At 68.4% G+C, this 22,450-nt stretch carries 22 protein-coding genes; 10 read left to right on the forward strand and 12 right to left on the reverse strand.

The genetic code is table 11. From position 1 onward, the window contains the following. The first annotated feature begins 34 nt into the window (after positions 1-34). Entirely contained in the window at positions 35-1,453 is a 1,419-nt protein-coding gene (locus tag AC3WT6_RS01295) for an FAD/NAD(P)-binding protein (protein ID WP_492651739.1), read from the forward strand. On the opposite strand, the gene AC3WT6_RS01300 is transcribed toward AC3WT6_RS01295, so the two are convergent. The 5 genes from AC3WT6_RS01300 to AC3WT6_RS01320 all read right to left on the reverse strand — a co-directional run bounded on the left by AC3WT6_RS01300 (position 1,450) and on the right by AC3WT6_RS01320 (position 5,762). Further along, positions 1,450-2,970 (reverse strand): MDR family MFS transporter, encoded by a 1,521-nt coding sequence (locus tag AC3WT6_RS01300; RefSeq protein ID WP_492651740.1) that lies wholly within the window; start codon positions 2,968-2,970, stop codon positions 1,450-1,452. The genes AC3WT6_RS01295 and AC3WT6_RS01300 overlap by 4 nt on opposite strands. Before the next feature lie 13 nt (positions 2,971-2,983). Next, positions 2,984-4,147 carry an HlyD family secretion protein gene (locus tag AC3WT6_RS01305; RefSeq protein ID WP_492651741.1) on the reverse strand — a complete coding sequence of 388 codons (1,164 nt, stop codon included), beginning with the start codon at positions 4,145-4,147 and terminating at the stop codon, positions 2,984-2,986. Between the two features lie 3 nt (positions 4,148-4,150). Next, a complete protein-coding gene (locus AC3WT6_RS01310; protein ID WP_492651742.1) occupies positions 4,151-4,603 on the reverse strand; it encodes a MarR family winged helix-turn-helix transcriptional regulator in 453 nt (150 codons plus the stop codon). Between the two features lie 133 nt (positions 4,604-4,736). Beyond that, positions 4,737-5,216, reverse strand: a complete 480-nt coding sequence (locus AC3WT6_RS01315) for a hypothetical protein (protein ID WP_492651743.1) — start codon at positions 5,214-5,216, stop codon at positions 4,737-4,739. 66 nt (positions 5,217-5,282) lie between these two features. Beyond that, positions 5,283-5,762, reverse strand: a complete 480-nt coding sequence (locus tag AC3WT6_RS01320; RefSeq protein WP_492651744.1) for an Lrp/AsnC family transcriptional regulator — start codon at positions 5,760-5,762, stop codon at positions 5,283-5,285. Positions 5,763-5,882: 120 nt separating this feature from the next. On the opposite strand from AC3WT6_RS01320, the gene phhA reads away from it, so the two are divergent. From phhA to maiA, 5 genes are read left to right on the forward strand one after another with little or no spacing between them, the layout of a single operon-like run. Beyond that, on the forward strand, positions 5,883-6,716 hold the full coding sequence (gene phhA / locus AC3WT6_RS01325; RefSeq protein ID WP_492651745.1) for a phenylalanine 4-monooxygenase: 834 nt from the start codon (positions 5,883-5,885) through the stop codon (positions 6,714-6,716). 32 nt (positions 6,717-6,748) lie between these two features. Continuing rightward, a complete protein-coding gene (hppD, locus tag AC3WT6_RS01330) occupies positions 6,749-7,816 on the forward strand; it encodes a 4-hydroxyphenylpyruvate dioxygenase (RefSeq protein WP_492651746.1) in 1,068 nt (355 codons plus the stop codon). 14 nt (positions 7,817-7,830) lie between these two features. Further along, positions 7,831-8,961, forward strand: coding sequence for a homogentisate 1,2-dioxygenase (locus AC3WT6_RS01335; protein WP_492651747.1), 1,131 nt, complete (start codon positions 7,831-7,833; stop codon positions 8,959-8,961). A gap of 7 nt (positions 8,962-8,968) precedes the next feature. After that, the gene (locus tag AC3WT6_RS01340; RefSeq protein WP_492651748.1) at positions 8,969-9,994 is read left to right on the forward strand and encodes a fumarylacetoacetate hydrolase family protein; all 1,026 of its coding nucleotides are present in this window, start codon (positions 8,969-8,971) and stop codon (positions 9,992-9,994) included. Positions 9,995-10,042: 48 nt separating this feature from the next. Beyond that, positions 10,043-10,693 carry a maleylacetoacetate isomerase gene (maiA, locus tag AC3WT6_RS01345; protein WP_492651749.1) on the forward strand — a complete coding sequence of 217 codons (651 nt, stop codon included), beginning with the start codon at positions 10,043-10,045 and terminating at the stop codon, positions 10,691-10,693. Positions 10,694-10,805: 112 nt separating this feature from the next. On the opposite strand, the gene AC3WT6_RS01350 is transcribed toward maiA, so the two are convergent. The 6 genes from AC3WT6_RS01350 to AC3WT6_RS01375 all read right to left on the reverse strand — a co-directional run bounded on the left by AC3WT6_RS01350 (position 10,806) and on the right by AC3WT6_RS01375 (position 17,389). Continuing rightward, the gene (locus AC3WT6_RS01350) at positions 10,806-12,266 is read right to left on the reverse strand and encodes a M20 family peptidase (protein WP_492651750.1); all 1,461 of its coding nucleotides are present in this window, start codon (positions 12,264-12,266) and stop codon (positions 10,806-10,808) included. After that, on the reverse strand, positions 12,263-12,781 hold the full coding sequence (locus AC3WT6_RS01355) for an acyl-CoA thioesterase (protein ID WP_492651751.1): 519 nt from the start codon (positions 12,779-12,781) through the stop codon (positions 12,263-12,265). Before AC3WT6_RS01355 ends, AC3WT6_RS01350 begins: the two co-directional genes overlap by 4 nt. Beyond that, entirely contained in the window at positions 12,774-13,811 is a 1,038-nt protein-coding gene (locus AC3WT6_RS01360; protein WP_492651752.1) for a hypothetical protein, read from the reverse strand. Before AC3WT6_RS01360 ends, AC3WT6_RS01355 begins: the two co-directional genes overlap by 8 nt. 105 nt (positions 13,812-13,916) lie before the next feature. Beyond that, a complete protein-coding gene (locus AC3WT6_RS01365; RefSeq protein WP_492651753.1) occupies positions 13,917-14,459 on the reverse strand; it encodes a thioesterase family protein in 543 nt (180 codons plus the stop codon). A 22-nt stretch (positions 14,460-14,481) separates the two neighbouring features. Continuing rightward, complete coding sequence (locus AC3WT6_RS01370) at positions 14,482-16,062, reverse strand: DHA2 family efflux MFS transporter permease subunit (RefSeq protein WP_492651754.1); 1,581 nt, start codon at positions 16,060-16,062, stop codon at positions 14,482-14,484. Positions 16,063-16,354: 292 nt separating this feature from the next. Further along, positions 16,355-17,389, reverse strand: a complete 1,035-nt coding sequence (locus tag AC3WT6_RS01375; protein WP_492651755.1) for an HlyD family secretion protein — start codon at positions 17,387-17,389, stop codon at positions 16,355-16,357. 116 nt (positions 17,390-17,505) lie between these two features. Between AC3WT6_RS01375 and AC3WT6_RS01380 the strand changes: the two genes are divergently transcribed. From AC3WT6_RS01380 to AC3WT6_RS01395, 4 genes are all read left to right on the forward strand, one after another. Continuing rightward, a complete protein-coding gene (locus AC3WT6_RS01380; protein ID WP_492651756.1) occupies positions 17,506-18,225 on the forward strand; it encodes a TetR/AcrR family transcriptional regulator C-terminal domain-containing protein in 720 nt (239 codons plus the stop codon). Further along, entirely contained in the window at positions 18,222-19,499 is a 1,278-nt protein-coding gene (locus AC3WT6_RS01385) for a TolC family outer membrane protein (RefSeq protein WP_492651757.1), read from the forward strand. The genes AC3WT6_RS01380 and AC3WT6_RS01385 overlap by 4 nt, the downstream gene beginning before the upstream one ends. Positions 19,500-19,616: 117 nt before the next feature. Continuing rightward, positions 19,617-20,837 carry an iron-containing alcohol dehydrogenase gene (locus tag AC3WT6_RS01390; protein ID WP_492651758.1) on the forward strand — a complete coding sequence of 407 codons (1,221 nt, stop codon included), beginning with the start codon at positions 19,617-19,619 and terminating at the stop codon, positions 20,835-20,837. A gap of 8 nt (positions 20,838-20,845) precedes the next feature. After that, the gene (locus tag AC3WT6_RS01395) at positions 20,846-21,202 is read left to right on the forward strand and encodes a Spx/MgsR family RNA polymerase-binding regulatory protein (RefSeq protein WP_492651759.1); all 357 of its coding nucleotides are present in this window, start codon (positions 20,846-20,848) and stop codon (positions 21,200-21,202) included. 9 nt (positions 21,203-21,211) lie between these two features. Here the strand turns inward: AC3WT6_RS01395 and AC3WT6_RS01400 are convergent, their stop codons facing one another. After that, the gene (locus AC3WT6_RS01400) at positions 21,212-21,688 is read right to left on the reverse strand and encodes a hypothetical protein (RefSeq protein WP_492651760.1); all 477 of its coding nucleotides are present in this window, start codon (positions 21,686-21,688) and stop codon (positions 21,212-21,214) included. Positions 21,689-22,450 lie beyond the last annotated feature (762 nt).

Raw genomic sequence — 22,450 nt, forward strand, 5'->3', positions numbered from 1 at the left:
ATAGGCGGTTGGCGCGAAAGCTGCGTTCACCGAAATGAGCGCAGCTAGGGAGAACAAGCTGATGAAAACTGTGGTGGTCATCGGTGCCGGCTTTACCGGAACACTCACCTCGCTACGGCTGCTCGCCAGCGGCGCCCGGGTGGTCCTGATCAATCGCGGCCACGCAATGGCGCGCGGCGTGGCTTACGGCACCCACGCGCTGGAGCATGTGCTGAACGTGCCAGCGGGGCGAATGTCGGCCTTCGACGAAGACCCTGGCAGCTTCCTGCGCTATGTGCAGACCGTCGACCCCAGTTACGACGCCGGCAGCTTCGTGCCGCGCCGGCTGTATGGCGACTATCTGCAGTCGCTGCTGGACAGTGCCCGCCTAAGCTACCCGGAGCGGTTCCAGACCCGGCTCGACGCCGTCACCCGCATCGAAGTCGACGAGCAGAGGGCCAGGGCGCGGCTGGTGCTGGCCAGCGGCGCCCTGCTGTCCGCCGACCGGGTGGTGCTGGCCCTGGGCAATTTCTCGCCCGCGGACCCGCCCGTCCCGGCCTCGGCGCGGCAGTTTTTCGTTTCGCCCCGCTATATCCGCGACCCCTGGCAGGACGGCGTGCTGGAGTCGGTGGATCCGGATCGACCGGTGCTGCTGATCGGCACCGGGCTGACCATGCTCGATGTCGCCCTGGCGTTGGTCGGTCGTGGCCAGCGGGCGCCGATGCACGCCATCTCCCGGCGCGGGTTGCTGCCGCTGGCGCATCGCGACGCCCGCAACGAGCCGCCGCCAATCCATCTGCCGGCCCGCTTCCTGGCGACGCCACCCACGGCCCGCGGCTGGCTGCGCGCACTCCGCCAGCTGGTGGCGAGTGAGCAGGCGCTGGGCAAAGACTGGCGCGATGTGATCGGCGGGCTGCGCTCGGCGACCCCGGCGATCTGGCGGCAGCTGCCCAGTAACGAACGCCGGCGCTTCCTGCGCCATCTGCGGGCGCTCTGGGACGTGCACCGCCACCGCTGCGCACCGCAGCTGGCAGCGGCGCTGTCCGGCCTGATCGGCGACGGGCTGCTGCAGGTCGCGGCCGGGCGCGTACGGGAATTCGACGAGCAGGCCGACGGCTCGGTGCGCGTGCACTGGCGCCGCCGTGGACAGACGCGGTCGGAAACCCTGGAGGTCGCTACGGTGATCAATTGCACCGGCCCGGAAGGCGATACCCGGGTAATGAACGAACCCCTGATCGAACAGCTGCGGCGCGACGGCCTGCTCTGCCCGGATGAGCTGGGTCTGGGATTGCTGGTGGACGAGCGTTACGCCCTGATCAACCGGCAGGGCGCTGCGTCCCGGGTGTTGCACTACGTCGGCCCCTTCCTCAAGGCGCAGGCCTGGGAGGCGACGGCGGTGCCGGAGTTGCGCCAGCACGCCACCCGGCTGGCCACCACGCTGGCGCCGGAGGCCTGCGCCACGGCATCGCCCTAGTCGATCAGCGCCTCGACCGGCGCCGCCACCCGGCGCGGACTGCGGAACAGCAGCACCAGCGGCAGCACCAACAGCACGCCGAACATCATCCACTGGAAGTCGGCCAGCGTCGCCAGCAGGCTGGCCTGGCGCTGCACCTCCTGCTCCAGCGTCAGCAGGCCGGCGCTGGAGCTCAGGCCACCGGCGGCGTTGGCGTATTCCGCCAAGGCCGGGTTGTAGGGGTTGATGTGCTCCGCCAGCCGCGCATGCGCCGCCTGGGTGTTCTGGCTGAGGAAGGCGAAGGTCATGGCGATGCCGATGCTGCTGCCGATGTTGCGCACCAGGCTGAACAGGGCGGTGGCATCGCCGCGATGCTCCGGCGCCAGGGTGGCGAAGGTGAGCGTGCTCAAGGGCACGAACACCAGCCCCAGGCCGGCACCCTGCACCACGCCCGAGACCACCAGCTCCCAGATCGGCACGTCCAGGCTGAACCGGGTCATCCAGTGCAGCGACCAGGCGGTGGCGATCAGGCCGGCGGCGATCGGCAGCCGTGCGCCCCAGCGGTCGATCACCTTCGGCACCAGCTTCATCGCCACCATGGTGCCGATGCCGCGCGGCGCGATCACCAGGCCGGTGAGGATCACTGGAAAGCCACGCAGGTTCTGCAAAAACGGCGGCAACAGCGCGGCGGTGGCGAACAGCACCACGCCGACCATGCCGATCATCACCAGACCGGTGACGAAGTTGCGGTCGGCGAACATGCGCGGCGAGAGGAAGGGCGCGCGGGCGGTCAGCGTGTGCACCACGAAGAGGTAGAAGGCCAGCACCGCCGCCGCGGCTTCCAGAACGATCTCGGGCGAGCCGAACCAGTCCTTGGTCTCGCCGCGGTCGAGCATCAGCTGCAAGGAGGCGATGGCCAGGCTCAGCAGCGCGAAGCCCAGGCCGTCCAGGCGCAGGCCGCGCTTGGGCGCGTCGGCCGGCAAGGCCGCCGACAGACCCATGAAGGCAAGGATGCCGACCGGCAGGTTGATGTAGAACACCCAGCGCCAGCTATAGGTTTCGGTCAGCCAGCCGCCGAGAGTCGGGCCGATGATGGGGCCGACCATCACGCCCATGCCCCAGAGCGACATCGCGGCGCCGTGCTGCTCCTTGGGATAGGTGTCGAGCAGCACCAGCTGCGAGAGCGGCACCAGCGAGGCGCCGCACAGGCCCTGCAGCAGGCGGAAGGCGACGATCTGCGGCAGCGAGGTGGCGAGTCCGCACAGCATCGAGGCCAGGGTGAAGCCGACCACGGCGGTGAGGAACACCCGCTTGCGGCCGTAGCGCTGGGCCAGGAAGCCGGTGGGCGCGGTGGCGATGGCGGCGGCGACGATATAGCTGGTCAGCACCCAGGAAATCTGCTCCTGCGAGGCGCCCAAGCCGCCCTGCATGTGCGGCAGGGCGACGTTGGCGATTGTCGAGTCCAGCGTCTGCATCAGGGTCGCCGCCATCACCGAGGCGGCGACCAGGCCGCGCTGGGCGGCGGGCGTGCGGCTCATGGCCAGCGGCGGCCTACTGCGCCGCCTCGGCGCTGCCGAGCCCGAAGGCCGACATCAGGCGGGCGATGCCGGAGTGCTTGCGGGCTCCGGTGTCGACGCTGATCTCGGCGCTCATGCCCGCGCGCAGCGGCGGCTCGTCGGCGCGGTGCTCCAGCCGCACCCGTACCGGGATGCGCTGCACCACCTTCACCCAGTTGCCGCTGGCGTTCTGCGCCGGCAGCACCGCGAACTCCGAGCCGGTGGCCTGGCCGATGCTTTCCAGTCGCCCCTGCCACTGCGTGTTCGGGTAGGCGTCGATGGCAACGCTGACCGGTGCGCCGACGCGCAGGTGCTCCAGCTCCGACTCCTTGAAGTTGGCCTCCACCCAGGATTCCTCCTCGGCGACCACGCTCATCACCGGCAGGCCGGGCATGGCGTAGGTGCCGGGGTCCGGCACCTTGCTGGCGATGCCATCGATGGGCGCCTTCAGGGTGCTGCGCTGCAGGTCTAGGCGGGCTTTTTCCAGCGACGCGGCAGCGGCGAGATAGGTGGGATGGGTTTCCACCGGCGCCCGGAGATCGCCATTGAGCTGGGCCAAGGCCTCGTTCAGATCGTGCTGCAACTCCTGCACGCGGTTGCCGGCGACATCCAGCGTGTGGCTGGCGTCGTCCACTTCCGACTGCGAGACCGCGCCGCTGCCGCGCAGCTCGCGGATGCGGCGGGCATGGGTCTGCTGGTAGGCGAGGTCGGACTGCGCCGAGGCCAGGGCCGAGAGCTTCTGGCCATAGCTGGCGCGCAGCGACTGGATCTGCAAGCGGGTCTGGGCGAGATTGGCCTCGGCCTGCTGCACCGCCACCTGGAACGGCGCGCGGTCCAGTTGCAGCAGCGGCTCGCCGCGCCGCACCGGCTGGTTTTCCTTTACCAGCACCTCGGCCACCAGGCCGGTGACTTCGGCGCTGACATTGACCTTGTTGGCCTTCACATAGGCGTCGTCGGTATCGATGTAGCGGCCGCCCAGCAACCAGAGCGTGGCGCCGGCCAGCAGCGCCAGCGCCGGGCCGGCGATGAACAGCACGGAACGCAGGCGACGGCGTTCCGGAATGGCGATGCTGGGCCTCGCCGGCGGCGCCGGAGTGATCGCGGCGGCGTCGTTGGCGGCGGGCGCGTTGCTTGGGTTCGGGGTTCCGGATTCGTTCATGACTTACTCCTTGGCGGCGGGGCCGCTGAGGTTGGTTTTCACCCGCTGCAGCAGGCTTTCCAGCTGTTCGCGCTCGCTGGCGCTGAAGCCGGCCAGGGCCTGACCGCGCACCACCGCGCCGACCCGCCACAACTCGGCGGTGACCGGCTCGGCCTTGGCGGTGAGTTGCAGGCGGGTGGCACGGCGGTCGGACTCGTGCGCCTCGCGGCGCAGCCAGCCGGATTTCTCCAGCCGGTCGACCAGCTGGGTGACGGTGACCTTGCTCACCTCCAGGCGCTCGGCCAGCTCCGACTGGGTCAGACCGGGGGTCTTGTTGAGGTGGGCGAGGGCCAGCCACTGCGGCTGAGTCAACTCCCAGTCCTGGGCCTGCTCGCGGAAGCGCGCACGCACCAGGCGGCTGACCTCCATCAGCAGGGAGGTGACGGTGACTGGCGGCGGTGCGGAGCTCTTGGACATATGGTTAGCTTACTAACCATTTGCCAACTAATCAATTGCCGCTGCTCCGCGCGCCATGACCGTCCGGCCCGGCCGCGTCGCGGCCAGGAGCCTGTTCAGGATGGGATCGGAGCCGCTGGAAGGCGCGGCGCGCTCAGGGCCCGCTGGACCGGCGGCCGGGGCCGCCTTCGCCATAGCCGCCGTAACCGGACGGCTGGGCGGTGGTGTAGTTGACCCAGTCTTCCCACTGGCTGCTCTTGAGCGCGCCCGCCACCGCCACGTCGAAACGGGCCTGGATGGCGTAGCGCTCGGCCATCAGCGCGGTCCAGCGCTGCACCCAGGCCTGGTTGGCGGCCAGGAAGTCGGGCTGGTGCGGGTCCAGCTTGCCGCGCTCGCGGTTCAGCGTCTGCAACTCGCGCTCGATCTCGCGGCGACGGACGGCATCGACGTCGTAGGCGGCCAGCACCTGGTCCTGCTGCTCGCGGCTGGCTTCCACCAGGGCCAGCAGGCGCACCACCGAGCGGTCGCTGCGCAGCGCCTCGTCGCCCGGCCGAAACTGGGGGCCGGAGCAGGCGGCAATACCGGCCAGCAGGCTCAGCACCAACAGGCGACGCGGGGCGAGACGGAGATTCATGACGGACCTGGGCTCGATAAGTGAGTGAGGGATGCGACTCGGGGACTTAGCGTCGCGCCGGCCAGCCTACAGCGGCAAGCCCTCGTCGTGCTTGATCGCCTCCAGCACCAGCGAGGAGCGCACGTCGCGCACCCCCGGCAGGCCGATCAGCACCTGCATGGAAAACTCGGCGAAGGCCTGGAGATCGGCCACCTGTACATGCAGCAGATAGTCCTGGTCGCCGGTCATCACATAGCAGGCACGTACCTCCGGCCGGCGGCGGATGGCGTCCTGGAAAGCTTGGCTGACGTCCTTGGACTGGCGCTCGATGGCCACCCGCACGAAGGCCTCCAGGGTCTGGCCCAGCGCCGCCGGGCTGAGCACCGCGGCGTAGCGCTCGATCACTCCGGCGTCTTCCAGCTTCTTCACCCGCCGCTGGCAGGCGGTGGCGGAGAGCGACACTTTCTCGGCCAGGGCCACCACCGGCAGGCGACCGTCGCGCTGCAGCTCGCGGAGGATGCGCAGATCGGTGCGGTCCAGGTCGGCGCGCTTACTTTTATTCGCCATTTGGCGGATTTGTAGTGGATTGCTGCGCGAGCATCGGTTCTCGCGTAGGTATTTGCAAGGAACCGCCAGCGGCTTCGCGCTACAGTGGCTTTCAAAACCGGCCCGACGAGGAGACTTACGATGAGCAAGGCCAGCAACTATGTCTCGCGCCTGCCCGACGAGACCGGCCTGGTGCGCTACGGCGACGAGGAAAACGCGATCTGGGCGGAGCTGTACGCGCGCCAGGAACAGGCCATCCAGGGCAAGGCCTGCGAGGAATTCCTCTACGGCCTGGAACAGATCGGCATGCCCAAGGATCACGTGCCGCAACTGCCGGAGATCAGCAAGGTGCTCAAGCGCGAGACCGGCTGGGAGGTGGCCTATGTGCCGGCGCTGATTCCCTTCGGCGAGTTCTTCCGCCTGCTCGCCAACCGGCAGTTCCCGGCCGCCACTTTCGTGCGCCGCCGTGAGGAGCTGGACTATCTGCAGGAGCCGGACATCTTCCACGAGCTGTTCGGCCACACCCCGCTCCTGACCAACCCGCACTTCGCCGACTTCACCCATCGCTACGGCCAGTTGGGGCTCGCCGCCAGCCGCGAAGACCGCGTCTACCTCGCGCGCCTGTACTGGTTCACCGTGGAGTTCGGTCTGCTGCAGAAACCGGGGCAGGACATGCGCATCTACGGCGGCGGCATCCTGAGTTCGATCGGCGAGACCGAGTACGCCTATCGCTCCAATGTCGCGCTGCGCCGGAAGTTTGATCTGGTCGAGGTGCTGCGCACGCCCTATCGCATCGACATCATGCAGCCGCTCTACTACGTGATCGAGGAACTCGCCGACCTCTCGCGCCTGACCCAGCTCGATCTGATGGCGAAAGTCCAGGAGGCCCGCAGCCTGGGCCTGCTCGAACCCCTGTTCCCGCCGAAGGCCGGAATCCAGCAACAGCCCGCTGCCCAGACAGCACTCGCGGCCTGACCTCCCCTACCTTCCCCATGCAGGAATCCCCCATGAGCGCCATCAACCCGCTAGGCACCGAAGGCTTCGAGTTTGTCGAGTTCACCGCCCCCAGCGCCGCCGGCATCCAGCAGCTGCACCGGCTGTTCGAGATGATGGGCTTCACCGCCGTCGCCCGGCACCGCAGCAAGGACGTGACCCTGTTCCGCCAGGGCGGCATCAACTTTCTGGTCAATGGCACGCCCTACACGCACTTCGCGCAGTTCGCCCAGGCGCACGGCCCCAGCGCCTGCGCGATGGGCTGGCGGGTGGCGGATGCACCCGCCGCCTACGCGCACGCGATCAGCCAGGGCGCGGTGGCTTTCGACGCCAAGCCCGGCTTCATGGAACTGCGCCTGCCCAGCGTCTACGGCATCGGCAACTCGGTGCTCTATTTCGCCGACCGCAAGACCGGCCACGACATCTACGATGTGGACTTCGTGTTCTTCCCCGGCGTCGACAAGCATCCGCAGGGCGTGGGTCTGACCGAGATCGATCACCTGACCCACAACGTCGAGCGCGGCAACATGGACCTCTGGGCCGGTTTCTACGAGCGCATCGCCAACTTCCGGCAGATCCGCTACTTCGACATCGAGGGCAAGCAGACCGGCCTGTTCAGCAAGGCGATGACCAGCCCCTGCGGCAAGATCCGCATCCCGATCAACGAGTCGGCCGACGAGCACAGCCAGATCGAGGAATTCCTCAAGCAATACCGCGGCGAGGGCATCCAGCACATCGCGCTGTCCACGCCCGACATCTACGAAACCGTGTCCGCGCTCAAGCACCGTGGCGTGGTGTTCATGGACACACCCGAAACCTACTACGACAAGGTCGACAGCCGCGTGCTCAACCATGGCGAGAGCGTCGCCCAGCTCAAGGAGCTGAAGATCCTGATCGACGGCGCGCCGGTGGAGGGCATCCTGCTGCAGATCTTCACCAGCACGGTGATCGGCCCGATCTTCTTCGAGATCATCCAGCGCAAGGGCAACGAGGGCTTCGGCGAGGGCAACTTCCGCGCGCTGTTCGAGAGCATTGAGGAAGACCAGATTCGCCGCGGCGTGCTGAAGGCCGAAGCCGCCTAAGGCAAGGAGGCAGCATGTCTCGCAAGTGGATCAACCGCCCGCACATCGAGGGCCTGGCCTCGCGCCAGGCGCATGCCGACCTGCCGCCGGGCACGGTGGAACGCGAGCTGGGCAAGGAGGGCTTCTTCGGCCCCGCCAGCCACATGATCCATCCGCGTCCGCCCACCGGCTGGACCAGTTGGGAAGGCCCGCTGCGGCCGCGCGCCTTCGATGCCGCGCAACTCGGCCCCAGCGGCGGCTCGCCCTGGGATGCGCACGAACTGCTGTTCAACGCCCATGTGCGCCTGCGGCAATGGACCTGCACGGCCTCGATGGATCATCTGGTACGCAACAGCGATGGCGACGAGCTGCTGTTCGTCCACGCCGGCAGCGCCGAGCTGTTTTGCGACTACGGCCACCTCGCGATTGAAGCCGGCGACTACCTGGTGCTGCCGCGCGGCACGATGTGGCGGCTGGAGTGCACGGCGCCGCTCACCCTGCTGCTGATCGAGGCCAGCAACAGCAGCTACCAGTTGCCGGACAAGGGCCTGCTTGGCGAGCACGCGATCTTCGACCCGGCGATGTTCGACATCCCCGCGCTCGACGCCGCCTTCAAGGCGCAGGCGGCAGAGCCGGGCGAGTGGCAGGTGCGCATCAAGCGCCGCAACGCGCTCTCCACCGTCCGCTATCCCTACAACCCGCTGGACGCGCTGGGCTGGCACGGCAACCTGCATCCGGTGCGCATCAATGTGCGGGATATCCGCCCGCTGGTCTCGGCGCGCTATCACCTGCCGCCTTCGGCGCACACCACCTTCGTCGCCAACCGCTTCGTGGTCTGCACCTTCGCGCCGCGCCCCTTCGAGACCGATCCGGGCGCGATCAAGGTGCCGTTCTTCCACAACAACGACGACTACGACGAGGTCTTGTTCTATCACGCCGGGGACTTCTTCAGCCGCGACAACATTCACGCCGGCATGATCACCCTGCACCCCTGCGGCTTCACCCACGGCCCGCACCCCAAGGCCCTGGGCAAGATGCTGGTGCAGAGCAAACCGGCCACCGACGAGTACGCGGTGATGATCGACACCCGCGATGCCCTGGAGATCGGCGCCGCCGCCGGCAGTGTCGAGAACCCCGACTACCACCTTTCCTGGCGTCAGCCCTAGTACCACCATGAAATTCGCCACCCTCGCCAATGGCAGCCGCGACGGCCAGTTGCTCCTGGTCAGCCGCGATCTGGAACGCATGCTGCCGGTGCCGGAAATCGCGCCGACGCTGCAAGCCCTGCTCGACGACTGGCCGCGCCTCTCGCCGCTGATGGCCGGTCTCTACGACGCGCTCTGCGCCGGGGAGTACCGCGGCGACTGGCGGCCCTACGACGCCAGCCGCCTGCTCTCGCCCTTGCCGCGCGCCTACCAGTGGGCGGATGGCTCGGCCTACGTCAATCACGTCGAGCTGGTGCGCAAGGCGCGCGGTGCGGAAATGCCGGCCAGCTTCTGGACCGATCCGCTGATGTACCAGGGCGGCAGCGACAGCTTCCTGGCGCCGACCGCGCCGATTCTCGCTGCGAGCGAGGACTACGGCATTGACCTTGAAGCCGAGATCGCGGTGGTCACCGACGACGTGCCGATGGCGGTATCACCCGAAGCCGCGCGCGGCCACATCCGTCTGCTGATGCTGGTCAACGATGTCTCGCTGCGCAATCTCATTCCCGCCGAGCTGGCCAAGGGCTTCGGCTTTTTCCAGAGCAAGCCGTCCAGCGCCTTCTCGCCGGTGGCGGTGACGCCGGACGAACTCGGCAGCGCCTGGATCGGCGCCAAGCTGCACCGGCCCTTGCTGTCCTGGCTCAACGGAGCGCCGCTGGGCGCGCCGGACGCCGGCGTCGACATGAACTTCGACTTCGGCCAGTTGGTCGCCCACGCGGCCAAGACCCGGCCGCTGGCGGCGGGCTCGATCATCGGCAGCGGCACGGTCAGCAACCGCGATGCCGACGGCGGACCAGGCCGGCCGGTGGCCGAAGGCGGGCTGGGCTATTCCTGCCTGGCCGAGCTGCGCACGGTGGAAACCCTGCGCCAGGGCAAGCCGCAAACACCCTTCCTGCGCTTCGGCGACACGGTGAAGGTGGAGATGCGCGATGCGCAGGGCCGCTCGATCTTTGGCGCGATTGAGCAGCGCGTCGAGCGCCATCCAGACCACTGATCCGGCGGCTGATCGCGCATTCCACAAAACTACGGAGTGACCCCGAGCATGCTGACTCTCTACAGCTACTGGCGCTCCTCGGCGAGCTACCGCGTGCGCATCGCGCTGGCGCTCAAGGGCCTGGACTACGAGTACCGGCCGGTGCATCTGGTGAAGGACGGCGGCGAACAGCACGCCGCCGGCTACCGCGCGCTGAATCCGGAAGGCCGGGTGCCGCTGCTGGTCGATGGCGACTTCAAACTCGGTCAGTCGCTGGCGATCCTGCGCTATCTCGACGCCCGTTTTCCGGAGCGCCCACTGGTGTCCGCCGAGCCGCGCGAGGCCGCGCGCGCCTGGCAGTTCTGCGAGGCGATCAATGCCGACATCCAGCCTCTGCACAACCTCGGCCCGCTGGGCTACCTGAGCAAGACCCTGGGCGTGGACGAGGCGCAGCGCGAGACCTGGATACGGCACTGGATCGACCGTGGCCTGAGCGCGCTGGAGGCGGAGGTCGCCGACCAGCCGCTGGCAACCGCCGTCTTCGGCGACCAGCCGGGCATTGCCGACTGCTGCCTGGTGCCGCAGGTCTACGCGGCGCGGCGCTTCGGCGCCGATCTGGCGCGCTATCCGCGCCTGGTGGCGCTGAGCGGGAGGCTGGAAGCCTTGCCGGCCTTCATTGCCGCGCACCCCAACCAACAGCCGGATGCGCAGCCGGCCTGAAGCGCCTTCAAGGCCGAGGCGGCCCTGCGTTGACCGCCCCCACCCTAGCCCTCCCCCGCAGGCGGGGGAGGGAAGGAAAGTGCGGGAATCGGCTAGCGCATCCAGAGCGCAGCTAGCCGGCGGTCTTGGCGATCAGCGCCCGATAAAACTCGGCCATGCGGTCGAGGTTGTCGATCGACAGGCGCTCGTTGGTGCCGTGGATCATGTCCAGCTCGGAGAGTTTTAGGCGCACCGGCTGAAAGCGGTAGACATCGTCGGCGCGGCCGCTGAACACCCGGCTGTCGGTGCCGCCCAGCACCAGAGCCGGCGCCACCGGCGCGCCACTGAACTCCGCCGCCAGCGCGGCGATGGCCTGCCAGGCCGGCGAGCTGGTGGAGGACAGCGGCGAGGGCTCGTTGGGCGTGCCTTCCCATTCCAGCGTCACCGGCAGGCTGCCGACCGCGGCCTGCGCGCGCGCCAGTGCGGTGGCGGCGCTGTCGCGCGGATGCAGGCGGTAGTTGATGCGCGCCATGGCGGTCTGCGGCAGCACGTTTTCCTTCGGCGAACCCTCCAGCATGGTCGGCGCCATGGTGGTGTGCAGCAGCGCCGCGCCCGAGGGCGTGGCGGCGATCTGCTGCTCCAGCAGGGGCTCGAACAACCAGCTATTGGCGACCGCCATGCGGATGCCCAGGCCGCCGTGCGGCGCCAGTTGCTCCAGCATCTCGCGCGCCGGGCCGGAGTAGTCGAGCGGAAAGGGATTGCCGGTGATGGCGGTGATCGCCGCCGCCAGTGTGGCTACCGCGGTCTCCGGCGGCGGCATCGAGGAATGCCCGCCGGGCGCACGCGCGGTGACCCGCAGCGTCGCGTAGCCCTTTTCGGCGATGCCGACCAGGGCCACCGGCGCGCCGGTGACCGGATGGCCCTCGATCACCAGCATGCCCTCGTCGAGCACGTACTCCGGCTTGATGCCCTGGGCTTGCAGATGCTCGGCGATGGCCTTGGCGCCGGAGCCCAGCACCTCCTCGTTATGGCCGAAAGCGAACAGCACCGTACGCGCCGGTACAAAGCCGCTGTCGGCCAGCGATTCGGCGGCCTCGAACAGAGCGACCAGCGAGCCCTTGTCGTCGGCCGCACCTCGGCCCCAGACATAGCCGCCCTCGACCGCGCCCGAGAACGGCGCCTGCTGCCAGTCGCCCTCGGTGCCTGGCGAGATCGGCACCACGTCCTGGTGCGCCATCAGCAGGATCGGTGCGCGGGCGCCGTCGCTGCCGGGCCAGGTGTAGAGCAGGCTGCGGCCGTCGAGCACTTCGCGGCGCATCGCCGCGTGCGCGGCCGGATAGGTGCTGGCCAGCCAGTCATGCAGACGCTGCCACTCGGGCAGCTCGTCCTGCTGCGGGTCCTGGTGGGTGACGGTGCGGAAGCGGATCGCCTCGCCCAGATGCTGGGCCAGGCGCGCGCCGTCGATGGCGTCGGAGAGGGGGGCAGCGGCGGTTGCCGACGGCGCCGGCGCTTGCAGATAGATGGTCCGCAAAGCGACGACAGCCACCAGTCCCATCAGGGCGGCCGGCAGCAGCCACCAAATCCTTGTCTTCATCTCAGGTCTTCCTGACTGGCGGCCCGCAACAGCCGCAATTCCTCGGCATGCCTCAGGCGCGAGGCGCGGCGCAGCTGGGCTTCTTCGAAACGGCGCCGCTCGACCTCGCTCTCGGCCAGCAGCGCCGGCACCGGACGCGGCTTGCCGGCGGCGTCCAGCGCCACGAAGGTGAGGTAGGCGGAAAGGATATGGCGGCGGTCGGTCGTGCCGATGCACTCGGCCTCCACCCGCACACCCACTTCCATCGACGTCGTCCAGGCGCGATTGACGCTGGCGGCGAACACCAGCACATCGCCCTTGCGCGCCGGCGCCAGGAAGTGCACGGCATCGACGCTGGCGGTGACGCAGACGCCACCGGCGTGGCGGTCGGCGACCACCGCGGCGATGCGGTCCATCTGCGCCATGATCAGGCCACCGAACACGGTGTCGTTGGAGTTCAGGTCATTCGGAAAAACCATGTAGACCTGCTCGTGCAGCGCGGTCGAGGCGACGCTGCGACTGGCGATTTCAGCCATTGATTACCGACTCCAGAAAAACCTGGCGGCTGTCGCTGCCGCGACGGCGTACCTCGAAGCGCGCGCCCTCGGTGGCGCTGATGCAACCCTCGCCCTGCAAGCTGAGCCGCTCGCCCTGACGACTCTCGCCCTCGATGCGGTAGTGCAGCAGGCCCGGTCGCGGCAGATGGATGGGCAAGGCGATGGCCGGCGCCGCCTCGGTGATCTCGAAGCTGGCGACGCGCTTGCCCTCAATCGACAGCGCCAGCCGCTCGCTCTGCTGCGCCGCGCCCAACTGGTTGTGGATGACGATGGTCAGAGGCGCATAGGCGAGCGGCGCGACACTGGCCACCCGCGGGCCAACCACCGCCGCCGCGCGGCTGACCACCGGCGGCGTCGCCCGCGGCGCGCTAACGCTGCGGCGGGCTGGCGGGGCGACCGGGGCGACGACGGCGGCAGGCACCTTGGCCGGCGTCTTGGCCGGCGCGGACGGGATGGCGGCAGGCTCGGCGAGCACGCGACTCGTCACCACCGGCTGGGCAGGCTCCTCGGCCAGTGCCGGCATCGACTGCCGACGGCGGCGCATCTCCGCTTCCATCGCTGCCGCCGAGGCGGAAAGCGAGGACTCCGTCTCGGTGCTGGCCGGCGGCGGGATGCTCCGGGGCTCACCCGGCGCGGCGCTGGTCGCCGGCGTGGCGGCGGCTTCCACTGGCGGCGGCGGGCTAGGCGCCTTCGCGGTCGCCTCGGCAGCCGCCGGCGCTGCGACCGGCTTGGCGGCATCGACGGCGGCGGCGGTACTGGCGCGTTCGGCCGGCGGCGGTGCCTTGGCCGCCCAGGCACTGGGCCGATTGAGCGGGTCATCGCTGCCCAGCGGATGGCTGTAGATCATGTAGGCCAGGGCCAGGGCGGAAACGCCGGCCAGCCCCAGAGCCAGGCGGCGGCTGCGCAGGAGCTTGGCTTCGCCGACCCCGGCGCGGCCGATCACGGCGATGGTCGCGGCGTAGAAGCCGATCACCAACAACACCAGGACGGCGATGAGCGACGTCAACATATTGTGTCTCCCAGGCCTGATCTTCCCTACCGCTTGTGGTAGCGACGCAAGGGTAGCCCAGACTGGGGAACAGCGCCTAGTGCGCGGCAGCGGTGGTCGACGTTACTAGCCACGCCGGGCGGCGGCGCTGAGTTGCTCCAGGCTTTCCGCCCAGGTCTGCACCCAGAGCGGCAGTGCCGGCGAGGTCTGCACGGTCTGGCCGGTGGCGGCCAGCAGGCGCTGCGGCGCCACCGCGCCCTGCTTGCGGCTCCAGAACATGCCGCGGATCACCACCACACCCGCCAGCTCGCCACGGGCGTTGAGGATGCGGTGCTCCATGAACGCCCATTTCTCGCCCCAGCCGAGCATGCGGCTCTCGACGCTGAAGCGCTCGAACACGGTGAGCTGCTTGATGAAGCGGCCGGTGGCATCGCCGATGATCGGCATCCAGCCGTTCTTCAGCGCCGCCTTCAGGCAGCCGGTGCGGGTGAACCAGTCCATGCGGCCGAGATCGGCGAAGGTGAACACCCGGCCGTTGTTGACGTGGCGATTGAGGTCGAGGTCGTTGGGCATCACCCGCGAATGCACGACGGTGGAGTCGAGCAGGCCGGCGGTCTTGCCGCGCGACTGGAAGAACAGCACCAGAAACAGACGAATGAACAGGCTCATGGCAGCGGCCGGTAGTGGGAATTCAGTGAGCCCCACCGCCGGCGGCGCCGAGCATCTGCGGCTTGTCGGCGAACGGCAGCAGCAGCACCGCGAAGGCGCAGAGCAGCGACATCACCAGCATCACGTCGTTGAAGCTCATGATCGCCGCCTGCTGCTGCACCAGGCCGGCGATGCGCCCCAGCGTGGCCGCGGTGGCGTCGCCGCCCAGCTCCGGCCGCAGCAGGGCGCTACCGTTGCTGAGCGCCTCCTGCACCGGCGCGCGGGCATCGTTGATGGAAGCGGACAGGTGCGCGTAGTGGAACCAGCTGCGCTCGTGCAGACCGGTGTTGATCAGCGCTAGACCGATGGCGCCGCCGAGGTTGCGCATCAGGTTGAACAGGCCGGAACCGTTCTTCACCTGATCCGGCGACAGCGTGCCCATCGCCAGGCCGGTCATGGTGATCATGCAGAACATGAAGCCGTGGCCGCGCATCACCTGCGGCCAGAAGAACTGCCAGAAGCCGGAGTCGGCGGTGAGATGGGCGTTGAGATAGGTGCCGACGGCGACCATCGACAGGCCGTAGGCGAGCAGCAGGCGCAGGTCCAGCTTGGTGGCGAGCCGGCCCACCAGCGGCGCGCTGGAGAACATCGCCACGCCCATCACCATCATGGTCTGGCCGATCTGCAGGCTGTTGTAGCCACGCACGCCACCGAGGAAGGTGGGCACCAGATAGACCATGCCGAAGATCATCACCCCGACCACGAAGGCGGCGATGGAGCCGAACACGAAGTTGCGGTTCTTGTAGGTGCGCAGCTCGACGATGGGATGCTCGGCGGTGAAGGCGCGCCAGAAGAACAGCGCGGCGCCGGCCAGCATCACCCAGAACATGCGCCAGACCAGCTCGTCCTCGAACCAGTCGTGGCGCGGGCCTTCGTCGAGCACGAACTCCAGGCTGCCGAGGAACAGCGCCATGCCCAGCAGACCCCAGAGGTCGATCTTGCGCAGCAGCGACCAGTCGGGCTTGTCGAAGCGCACGTTCTGCCAGACCACGATGGACAGCAGGGTGCCGGGGATGATGTTGATGAAGAACAGCCAGTGCCAGGAGAACGCGGCGGTGAGATAGCCACCCAGCGTCGGCCCCAGCGCCGGCGCGGTGGTCATGACGAGACCCACCAAGACGGTCGGCAGTTGCCGCTTTTCGGGCGGGAACAAGAGGAAGATCGCGCCCAGGGTGGTGGGGATCATGCCGCCGCCGAGAAAGCCCTGCAGCACGCGGAACACGATCATGCTCTCGATGTTCCAGGCAAAGGCGCAGAGCAGGCTGGCCAGCGTGAAGCCGATGGCGCTCATCACGAAGTAGATGCGCGTCGACATCATCCGCGACAGATAGCCCGACAGAGGGATCGCGATGACCTCGGCGATCAGATAGCTGGTCTGCACCCAGGTCAGCTCGTCGGCGCTGGCGGACAAGCCCGCTTGGATCTCCTTGAGCGAGCTGGCGACGATCTGGATGTCGAGGATCGCCATGAAGTTGCCGAACATCATGGCGATGAAGCCGAACCAGGCGCGGCGGTAGGCGGCCTTGCGCTCTTCCTCGCTGAGGAGCTGTCCGTTGTCGTTCATGGCGCCGCTCCGGGCTGTCGGCCATAGGGCCTGTTAACGCTATGGGAATTGCTGCGGCCGAAGGCTGTTTTGGCGCAGTGCAAGGAAGCGAGGCCGCGCAATGGTGGCTCGCATTGAAGGACTCGCTGACGCCGCAATGCGCCAAAACAGTCCGGCCCCGAAGGGTTGCTGCCCCAAAGGCCGCCATGCAGCGTTGCCGGCCTAGCCAAGGCTCCAGCCTTGGCGTCGTTCGGCGCCTTGCCTGGCGGCCTTTGGGGCAGCAACGCAGCAACTCCCATAGCGCTAACAGGCCCTAACCCTGCGGCTTGGTATTGATCTCGGCTTCCACGCTCATGCCGGAGCGCAGCTTGTCGGCCAGCTCGGCCGGGACTTCCAGCGTCACCTTCACCGGCACGCGCTGGACGATCTTGGTGAAGTTGCCGGTGGCGTTGTCGGCCGGCAGCAGCGCGAACTCGGCGCCGGAGGCGGGCGCCACGCTCTCCACGCGGCCCTTGATCTCGGCATCGGGGAAGGCATCGACATGCACCAGCACCGGCTGGCCGACGGCGACATGCGTGAGCTGGGTTTCCTTGTAGTTGGCTTCCACCCAGACCGTACCGGCGGCAACCAGCGAGAGCAGGCGCAGGCCTGGGCTCACGCGCTCGCCGAGCTTGGCGGCGAGATTGCCGACCAGACCATCGCTGGGCGCACGCAGCACCGTGGCTTCGAGATCCAGCGCGGCGAGCTGCTCGGCGGCCTTGGTGGCCTGCAACTGCGCTTCCAGGCGCGCACGCTCGGCTTCCAGGGTGCCGATCTGGGTACGCGCCGCCTTCAGGGCCGCGCTGCCACGGGTGACCGTGGCCTGGGCCGACTGGTAGCCGGCGCTGGCGGTATCGAGCCGCGCCTGGGTGGCGACGCCGTCCTTCACCAGCGAGCTGGCGCGTTCGTAGTCCTTGCGCACCCGCACGCGGTCGGCCTCGGCGGCATTCAGGCTGGCACGCGCCTCGTCGATCATCGCCGCCTGCATCTCCTGCTGACGGCTGTTGGCGACCAGCGCCGCCTCGGCCTGCGCCACCTGCGCCTGGGCATTGGCGAGCCGCGCCTGGTAGTCGCGCGGATCGATGCGCACCAGCACCTCGCCCTTCTTCACCAGCTGGTTCTCGCGCACCGCCACCTCGACGATCTCGCCGGCGATGCGCGGCGTGATCACCGCGATGTCGGCGCGCACATAGGCGTTGTCGGTGGACTCCAGCCAGCGGCCGGTCTGCCACCAATGCACACCGAAGGCGACGGCGCCCACGGCCAGGGCACCCAGTACAGCCGTGCGGACGATCTTGTTGGCAGCCATCGCGATGCTTCCTTTTGTGAGACGGGTTGTCGGCCTTGCGTGCCCGGCCCCGGCCGGCTTGCGGCGGCGGGTAGTGATTGGTACTGTAACGAACAGTACAGTTCACTTCAAGCGCGATGCCCAAGCCCACCACCAGCACCGCAAGCCGCACCACCAGCGCCCGCCGGAAGGCGAAGGCGCCGGCCGCGCCGCGCACCAACGCGCGTGGCGAGCGGCGCCGCGAAGCCATGCTCAGCGCCGCGCAGGCGGTGTTTCTGGAACACGGCTATACCGGCGCCTCGCTGGAGGAAGTGATCCAGCGGGTCGGCGGCAGCAAGGCCAGCCTGTACAGCTACTTCGGCAGCAAGGAAGGCCTGTTCGAGCAGATGGTGGTCAATGGCTGCGAGCGCTTTCTGCGCGATGTCGCCATCCCCACCGGCATCGAAGGCGATCTGGAAAGCACCCTGCGCGCCTTCGGCCTGCGCTTCTTCAAGCTGTTCACCGATCCCAACGGCGTGCGGCTGATGCGCGCGATCATCGCCGAGGCGACGCGCTTCCCGGAGATGGCCCAGCAGTTCTACGAAAACGGCCCCAAGCGCGCGCGCCAGCAGCTCGCCGCCTTCTTCGCGCATTGCCATGCCGGCGGCCACATGCACGCGCCGGACCCCGACTTCGCGGCCATCCAGTTCATCACCCTGATGAAGGGCCATTGCCAGTTCCGCAGCCTGTTCGGACTCTCGCCGCTGGCGTTGGCGATCACCCCCGAGGCCTTCGTCGAGCAGGCGGTGCAGCTGTTCCTGTACGGCTGCCAGCCGCCCGCAAAACCCAACAAGAAACCGGCCCGGAGCCGCTCATGAAGCCCAACCTGATCCGCCTCGCCGCGCTTGCCCTGTTCGCCGCCTGCGCCCCGGCGCAGGCGCTGAGCCTGCGCGCCGCCGCCACCGCCGCCCTGCACCACGACCCGCGCTTCGACCAGACCGAGTCCGACATCGACGCCGCCCGCGCCGGTGAGACGGTGGCGCGCGCCGGCAGCGGCCTGAGCCTGGGCTTTGCCGCCGATGTCGGTCGCTCCGACTTTGAAACCGACGCGCCCTTCCCAGCCTCCGGCGTGCGCACGCCGAGCAGCTTCTCGCTCGCCGCCAGCCAGCCGCTGTACACCGGCGGCCGCACCTCGGCGCTGGAAGACTCCGCCCGCCGCGCGGTGGAAGCGGCGCTGGAGAAGCGCCGCGATGTCGGCGGCAAGCTGATCCTCGCCACCCTCACCGCCTATCTGGACGTGAAGCGTGACCGCGAGACCACGCACCTGTCGGCGGTGAACCGCGAGACGCTGGCGCAGGCGCGCAGCGATGTCGACAAGCGTTACCAGGCCGGTGAGGCCACCCGCACCGACGTCGCACTCGCCGATGCCCGGCTTGCCGAGGCCGTCGCCAACGTCGAGCGCAGCCAGGCGCAGTTGCGCGCCTCCGAGATCGCGCTCACCCGCCTGCTCGGCACGCTGCCGGCCGACCTCGACGCGCCCTGGCCGGAGTTCATCGCCACCGCCGCCAGCCGCGAAGAAGCCATCAGCCAGTCGCACACCGCGCCCGCCGTGCTCTCGGCCCAGCACAGCGGCCGCGCCGCGCAGTCGCAGATCCGCGCCGCCGCCGCCGAGCGCCTGCCCAAGCTCTCGCTCGACGCCCGCGCCGGCACCCAGGACGACAGCGACTTCGGCTACGACCGGCTCTCCACCTGGGCGGTGCAGCTGAAGCTGCAGGTGCCCATCCTCACCGGCGGCCTGGTCAGCGCCCGCGTGCGCGAGGCCAGCGCCAAGGCCAGCAGCGCCCAGTACGCCGCCGCCGATACCGAGGCCTATTACGCCGAAACCGCCGCCCGCGAATGGGAGCTGCTGCGCGCCTCCGGCCCGGTGATCGCCGCCTACCAGTCGCAGGTGCGCGCCGCCGAGCTGGCGCTGGATGGCGTGGGCAAGGAGCTGAAGGTGGGCAGCCGCACCACGCTGGACCTGCTCGACGCCGAACGCGACCTGCTGAACGCCCAGGTGAACCTGGTCGGCGCCCAGCGCGACCGCGCGGTCACCGCCTTCCGCCTGCTCGCCGCCTGCGGCAAGCTGGAGCTGGAGAACGTGCCGGATTGAAGGGGCATGGGGCGGCGCTATTGACCGCCAGCCCCTTGGAGAGTGGACTATGCGCCGCCCGAGCCCGCCGCCTTAAGGCGGGCCTACTCCCTTTATCCCTTTGCCGGAAGACTCCGCATGATCCCGTTCTCGCTCAAGGTGCTGGTCTACAAGATCTTTCAGTTCATCCTGAAGATCGCCACCCCGCTGCTGCGCTTCCGCACGCCGGAGCTGTTCAGCGGCCCCGGCTCCTCGCTGCAACTCTGCGAGCACATCGCCAAGACCGGCGTGAAGAACCTGTTGATCGTCACCGACGGCATGCTGGTGAAGATCGGCCTGCTCAAGCCCATGGAGGAGAAGCTGCGCCAGCTGGGCGTCGGCTATGTGGTCTATGACGGCGTGCTGCCCAACCCCACCATCGAGCAGATCGAGACCGGCCTGACGATGCTGAAGAAAGAAGGCTGCACCGCCATCCTCGCCATCGGCGGTGGTAGCTCCATCGACGCCGCCAAGGTGATCGCCGCGCGGGCGAAGAACCCGCACAAGATCGTGCACATGGCCGGCCTGATGCGGGTGATCTTCAAGCCGATGCCGCTGTACGCGGTGCCGACCACCGCCGGCACCGGCTCGGAAGTGACCATCGCCGCCGTGGTCAGCGATCCTTCGACCACCCGCAAGTTCGCGATCATGGACCCCAAGCTGGTGCCGATTGGCGCGGCGCTGGACGGCGCCCTGATGACCGGCCTGCCGGCCCCGATCACCGCCGCCACCGGCATGGACGCGCTCACCCACGCGGTGGAGGCCTACATCAGCCGCAACCACACGCCGATGACCGACGCCGAGGCGCTGGAGGCGACGCGCCTGATCATGCAGAACCTGCCGGAGGCGGTGAAGAACGGCGGCAATGTCGAGGCGCGGCAGAACATGGCGCTGGCCTCGTTCAAGGCGGGCGTGGCCTTCACCACCGCCGGCGTCGGCTATGTGCATGCCATCGCCCACAACTTCGGCGCCTACTACCACCTGCCGCACGGGCTCGCCAACGCCATCGTGCTGCCGCGGGTGCTGGACTTCTCCAAGCCCGACTGCACGCCGCGCCTGGCCAAGCTGGCCGAGGTCAGCGGCCTGAAGCAGGGCGGCGAGAGCGAGGCGCAGCTGGCCGACAAGTTCATCGCCCATGTGCGCAAGCTCAACGCCGACTTCGGCATCCCCAGCCAGGTCGACAAGCTCAAGGCCAGCGACATCCCGGCCATCACCGACAAGGCCCTGGCCGAAGCGCACTGGACCTACGCGGTGCCGCGCTACATGGACAAGCCCGAGTGCGAGAGCTTCCTGCGCGGCCTGCTGCCGGCCGCTGCCTGAGCACGCGCGTGCTGAGCGTCTACGGCATCAAGAACTGCGACACCGTGCAGCGCGCGCTGGCGCGCCTGCGCGAGGCCGGAATCGAGCACCGCTTCCATGACTTCAAGCTTGAAGGCCTGAGCGCGACCAAGGCCCAGGCCTGGATAGCGGCGCTGGGCGTAGACGTGGTGGTCAACCGCAAGAGCACCACCTGGCGCAAGCTCGACGCCGCCACCCAGGCCGGCCTCACCGCCGCCAACGCCGCCGCGCTGCTGGCGAAGGAGCCCTCGCTGGTGAAGCGGCCGGTGTTCGAGCGCGACGGAAAGGCGCTGAGCATCGGCTTTCCGAAAGGCGAGGAAGACGCCGTACTTGCCCGCCTGTTCTGAAGCGCCGCCTCAGCGCTGCGCCGCCTCTGCCTCGCGTACCAACTTCTGCAGGTAGGCGACGAAGTCTGGGTCCTCGCCGCCGATGAGCGCCGGCACCGCCGCCCGAAACTCCGGCCGCGCGCACCACTCGCGCATGTAGTCCTCCCAGGAGGCCCAGCGGCGCTGCTGCATGGCGCTCATGTCGTCCTCGTAGAGCAAGAGATAGGAGCGCTCCAGCAGCGAGATCAGCATGTTGAAGATGATCAGCCGCCGCTCCTTCTGCTCGGCGCTCAGCTCGCCGGCCTGCTCCAGCGAGAACAGCCGCAGGTCCGGGTGCTCCAGCGTCCCCCGCAGAAAGTCCTGGTAGTTGTCGGAGAGCAGCTGGTAGACCTCTTCCTCCTCGTTGTTGCGCTCCTTGCGCTGCTCGTAGACGAACACGCCGATCGCCATCGGCAAGCCGACGACGGTGACGACGTAGCTCAGCAGCTCCCAGGTTTCGAGGTCCATGCACACAGCCTATGCCGGCTGCGTGACAGTGCCAATTTCGCGGCCTGTCGTTCGTGGGCTCGCAAAAGTTGGGCGCCGCCCTGACCGCCTGTTCTACAAAGGACAGTCTTCAGCCCAAAGCGGACGACCATTCTGACTACCGTCAGCGAGCATGTGAAATGGGAGGTACGCCTGTTTTCGTCGCATTTAGATGCACAGGAGCCATCTGGATGGCAACGCACGTTATACCTCCGCACGGCCAACCTCAGATGTCCAACATAAAAAATGTCGAGCGGGGCCTGCGACGTGTCCATGCGACGAGAAACGCATGCAGCGCCCACCTGAACGGTGTGAGAGACGGGCCTGATTGCCGTCAGCAGATCGAAACACGCTCGCAGGGCACCGAAAAGATCGCCGGGCAGTCCTCCGGCCGAGACCAGCAACCTCGACCTATGAATCTTCTCGGTCGCGGGTTGGCCCGAGTCGTGGGAGGCATCCTTCCAAAACCCGGGACCTGTGTGATGCGATTTGTCTTAATCTTCGAAAGGGACGCTGCAAAATGGGAGGCGAGATGCAACGCGCTAGTGTCGAAACAACTATTCGGAAGCGGTTGGCCGATCCAGTAGAGGCACCGAGTTCCGCCCGCGCAATCGTGTCTCAGAGGACTGAGGCTCCGGGCGGTCCAAGTTTGGGCGAGATGATTGCCACGATTCTCGCGCGCATTCAATGATCCCATTGCTCCATGCTGCCCTCGGCTCAATTACAGCTCTTGGTGCTGTCTTT

The sequence above is a fragment of the Stagnimonas sp. FW305-C-60 genome (assembly GCF_058782965.1).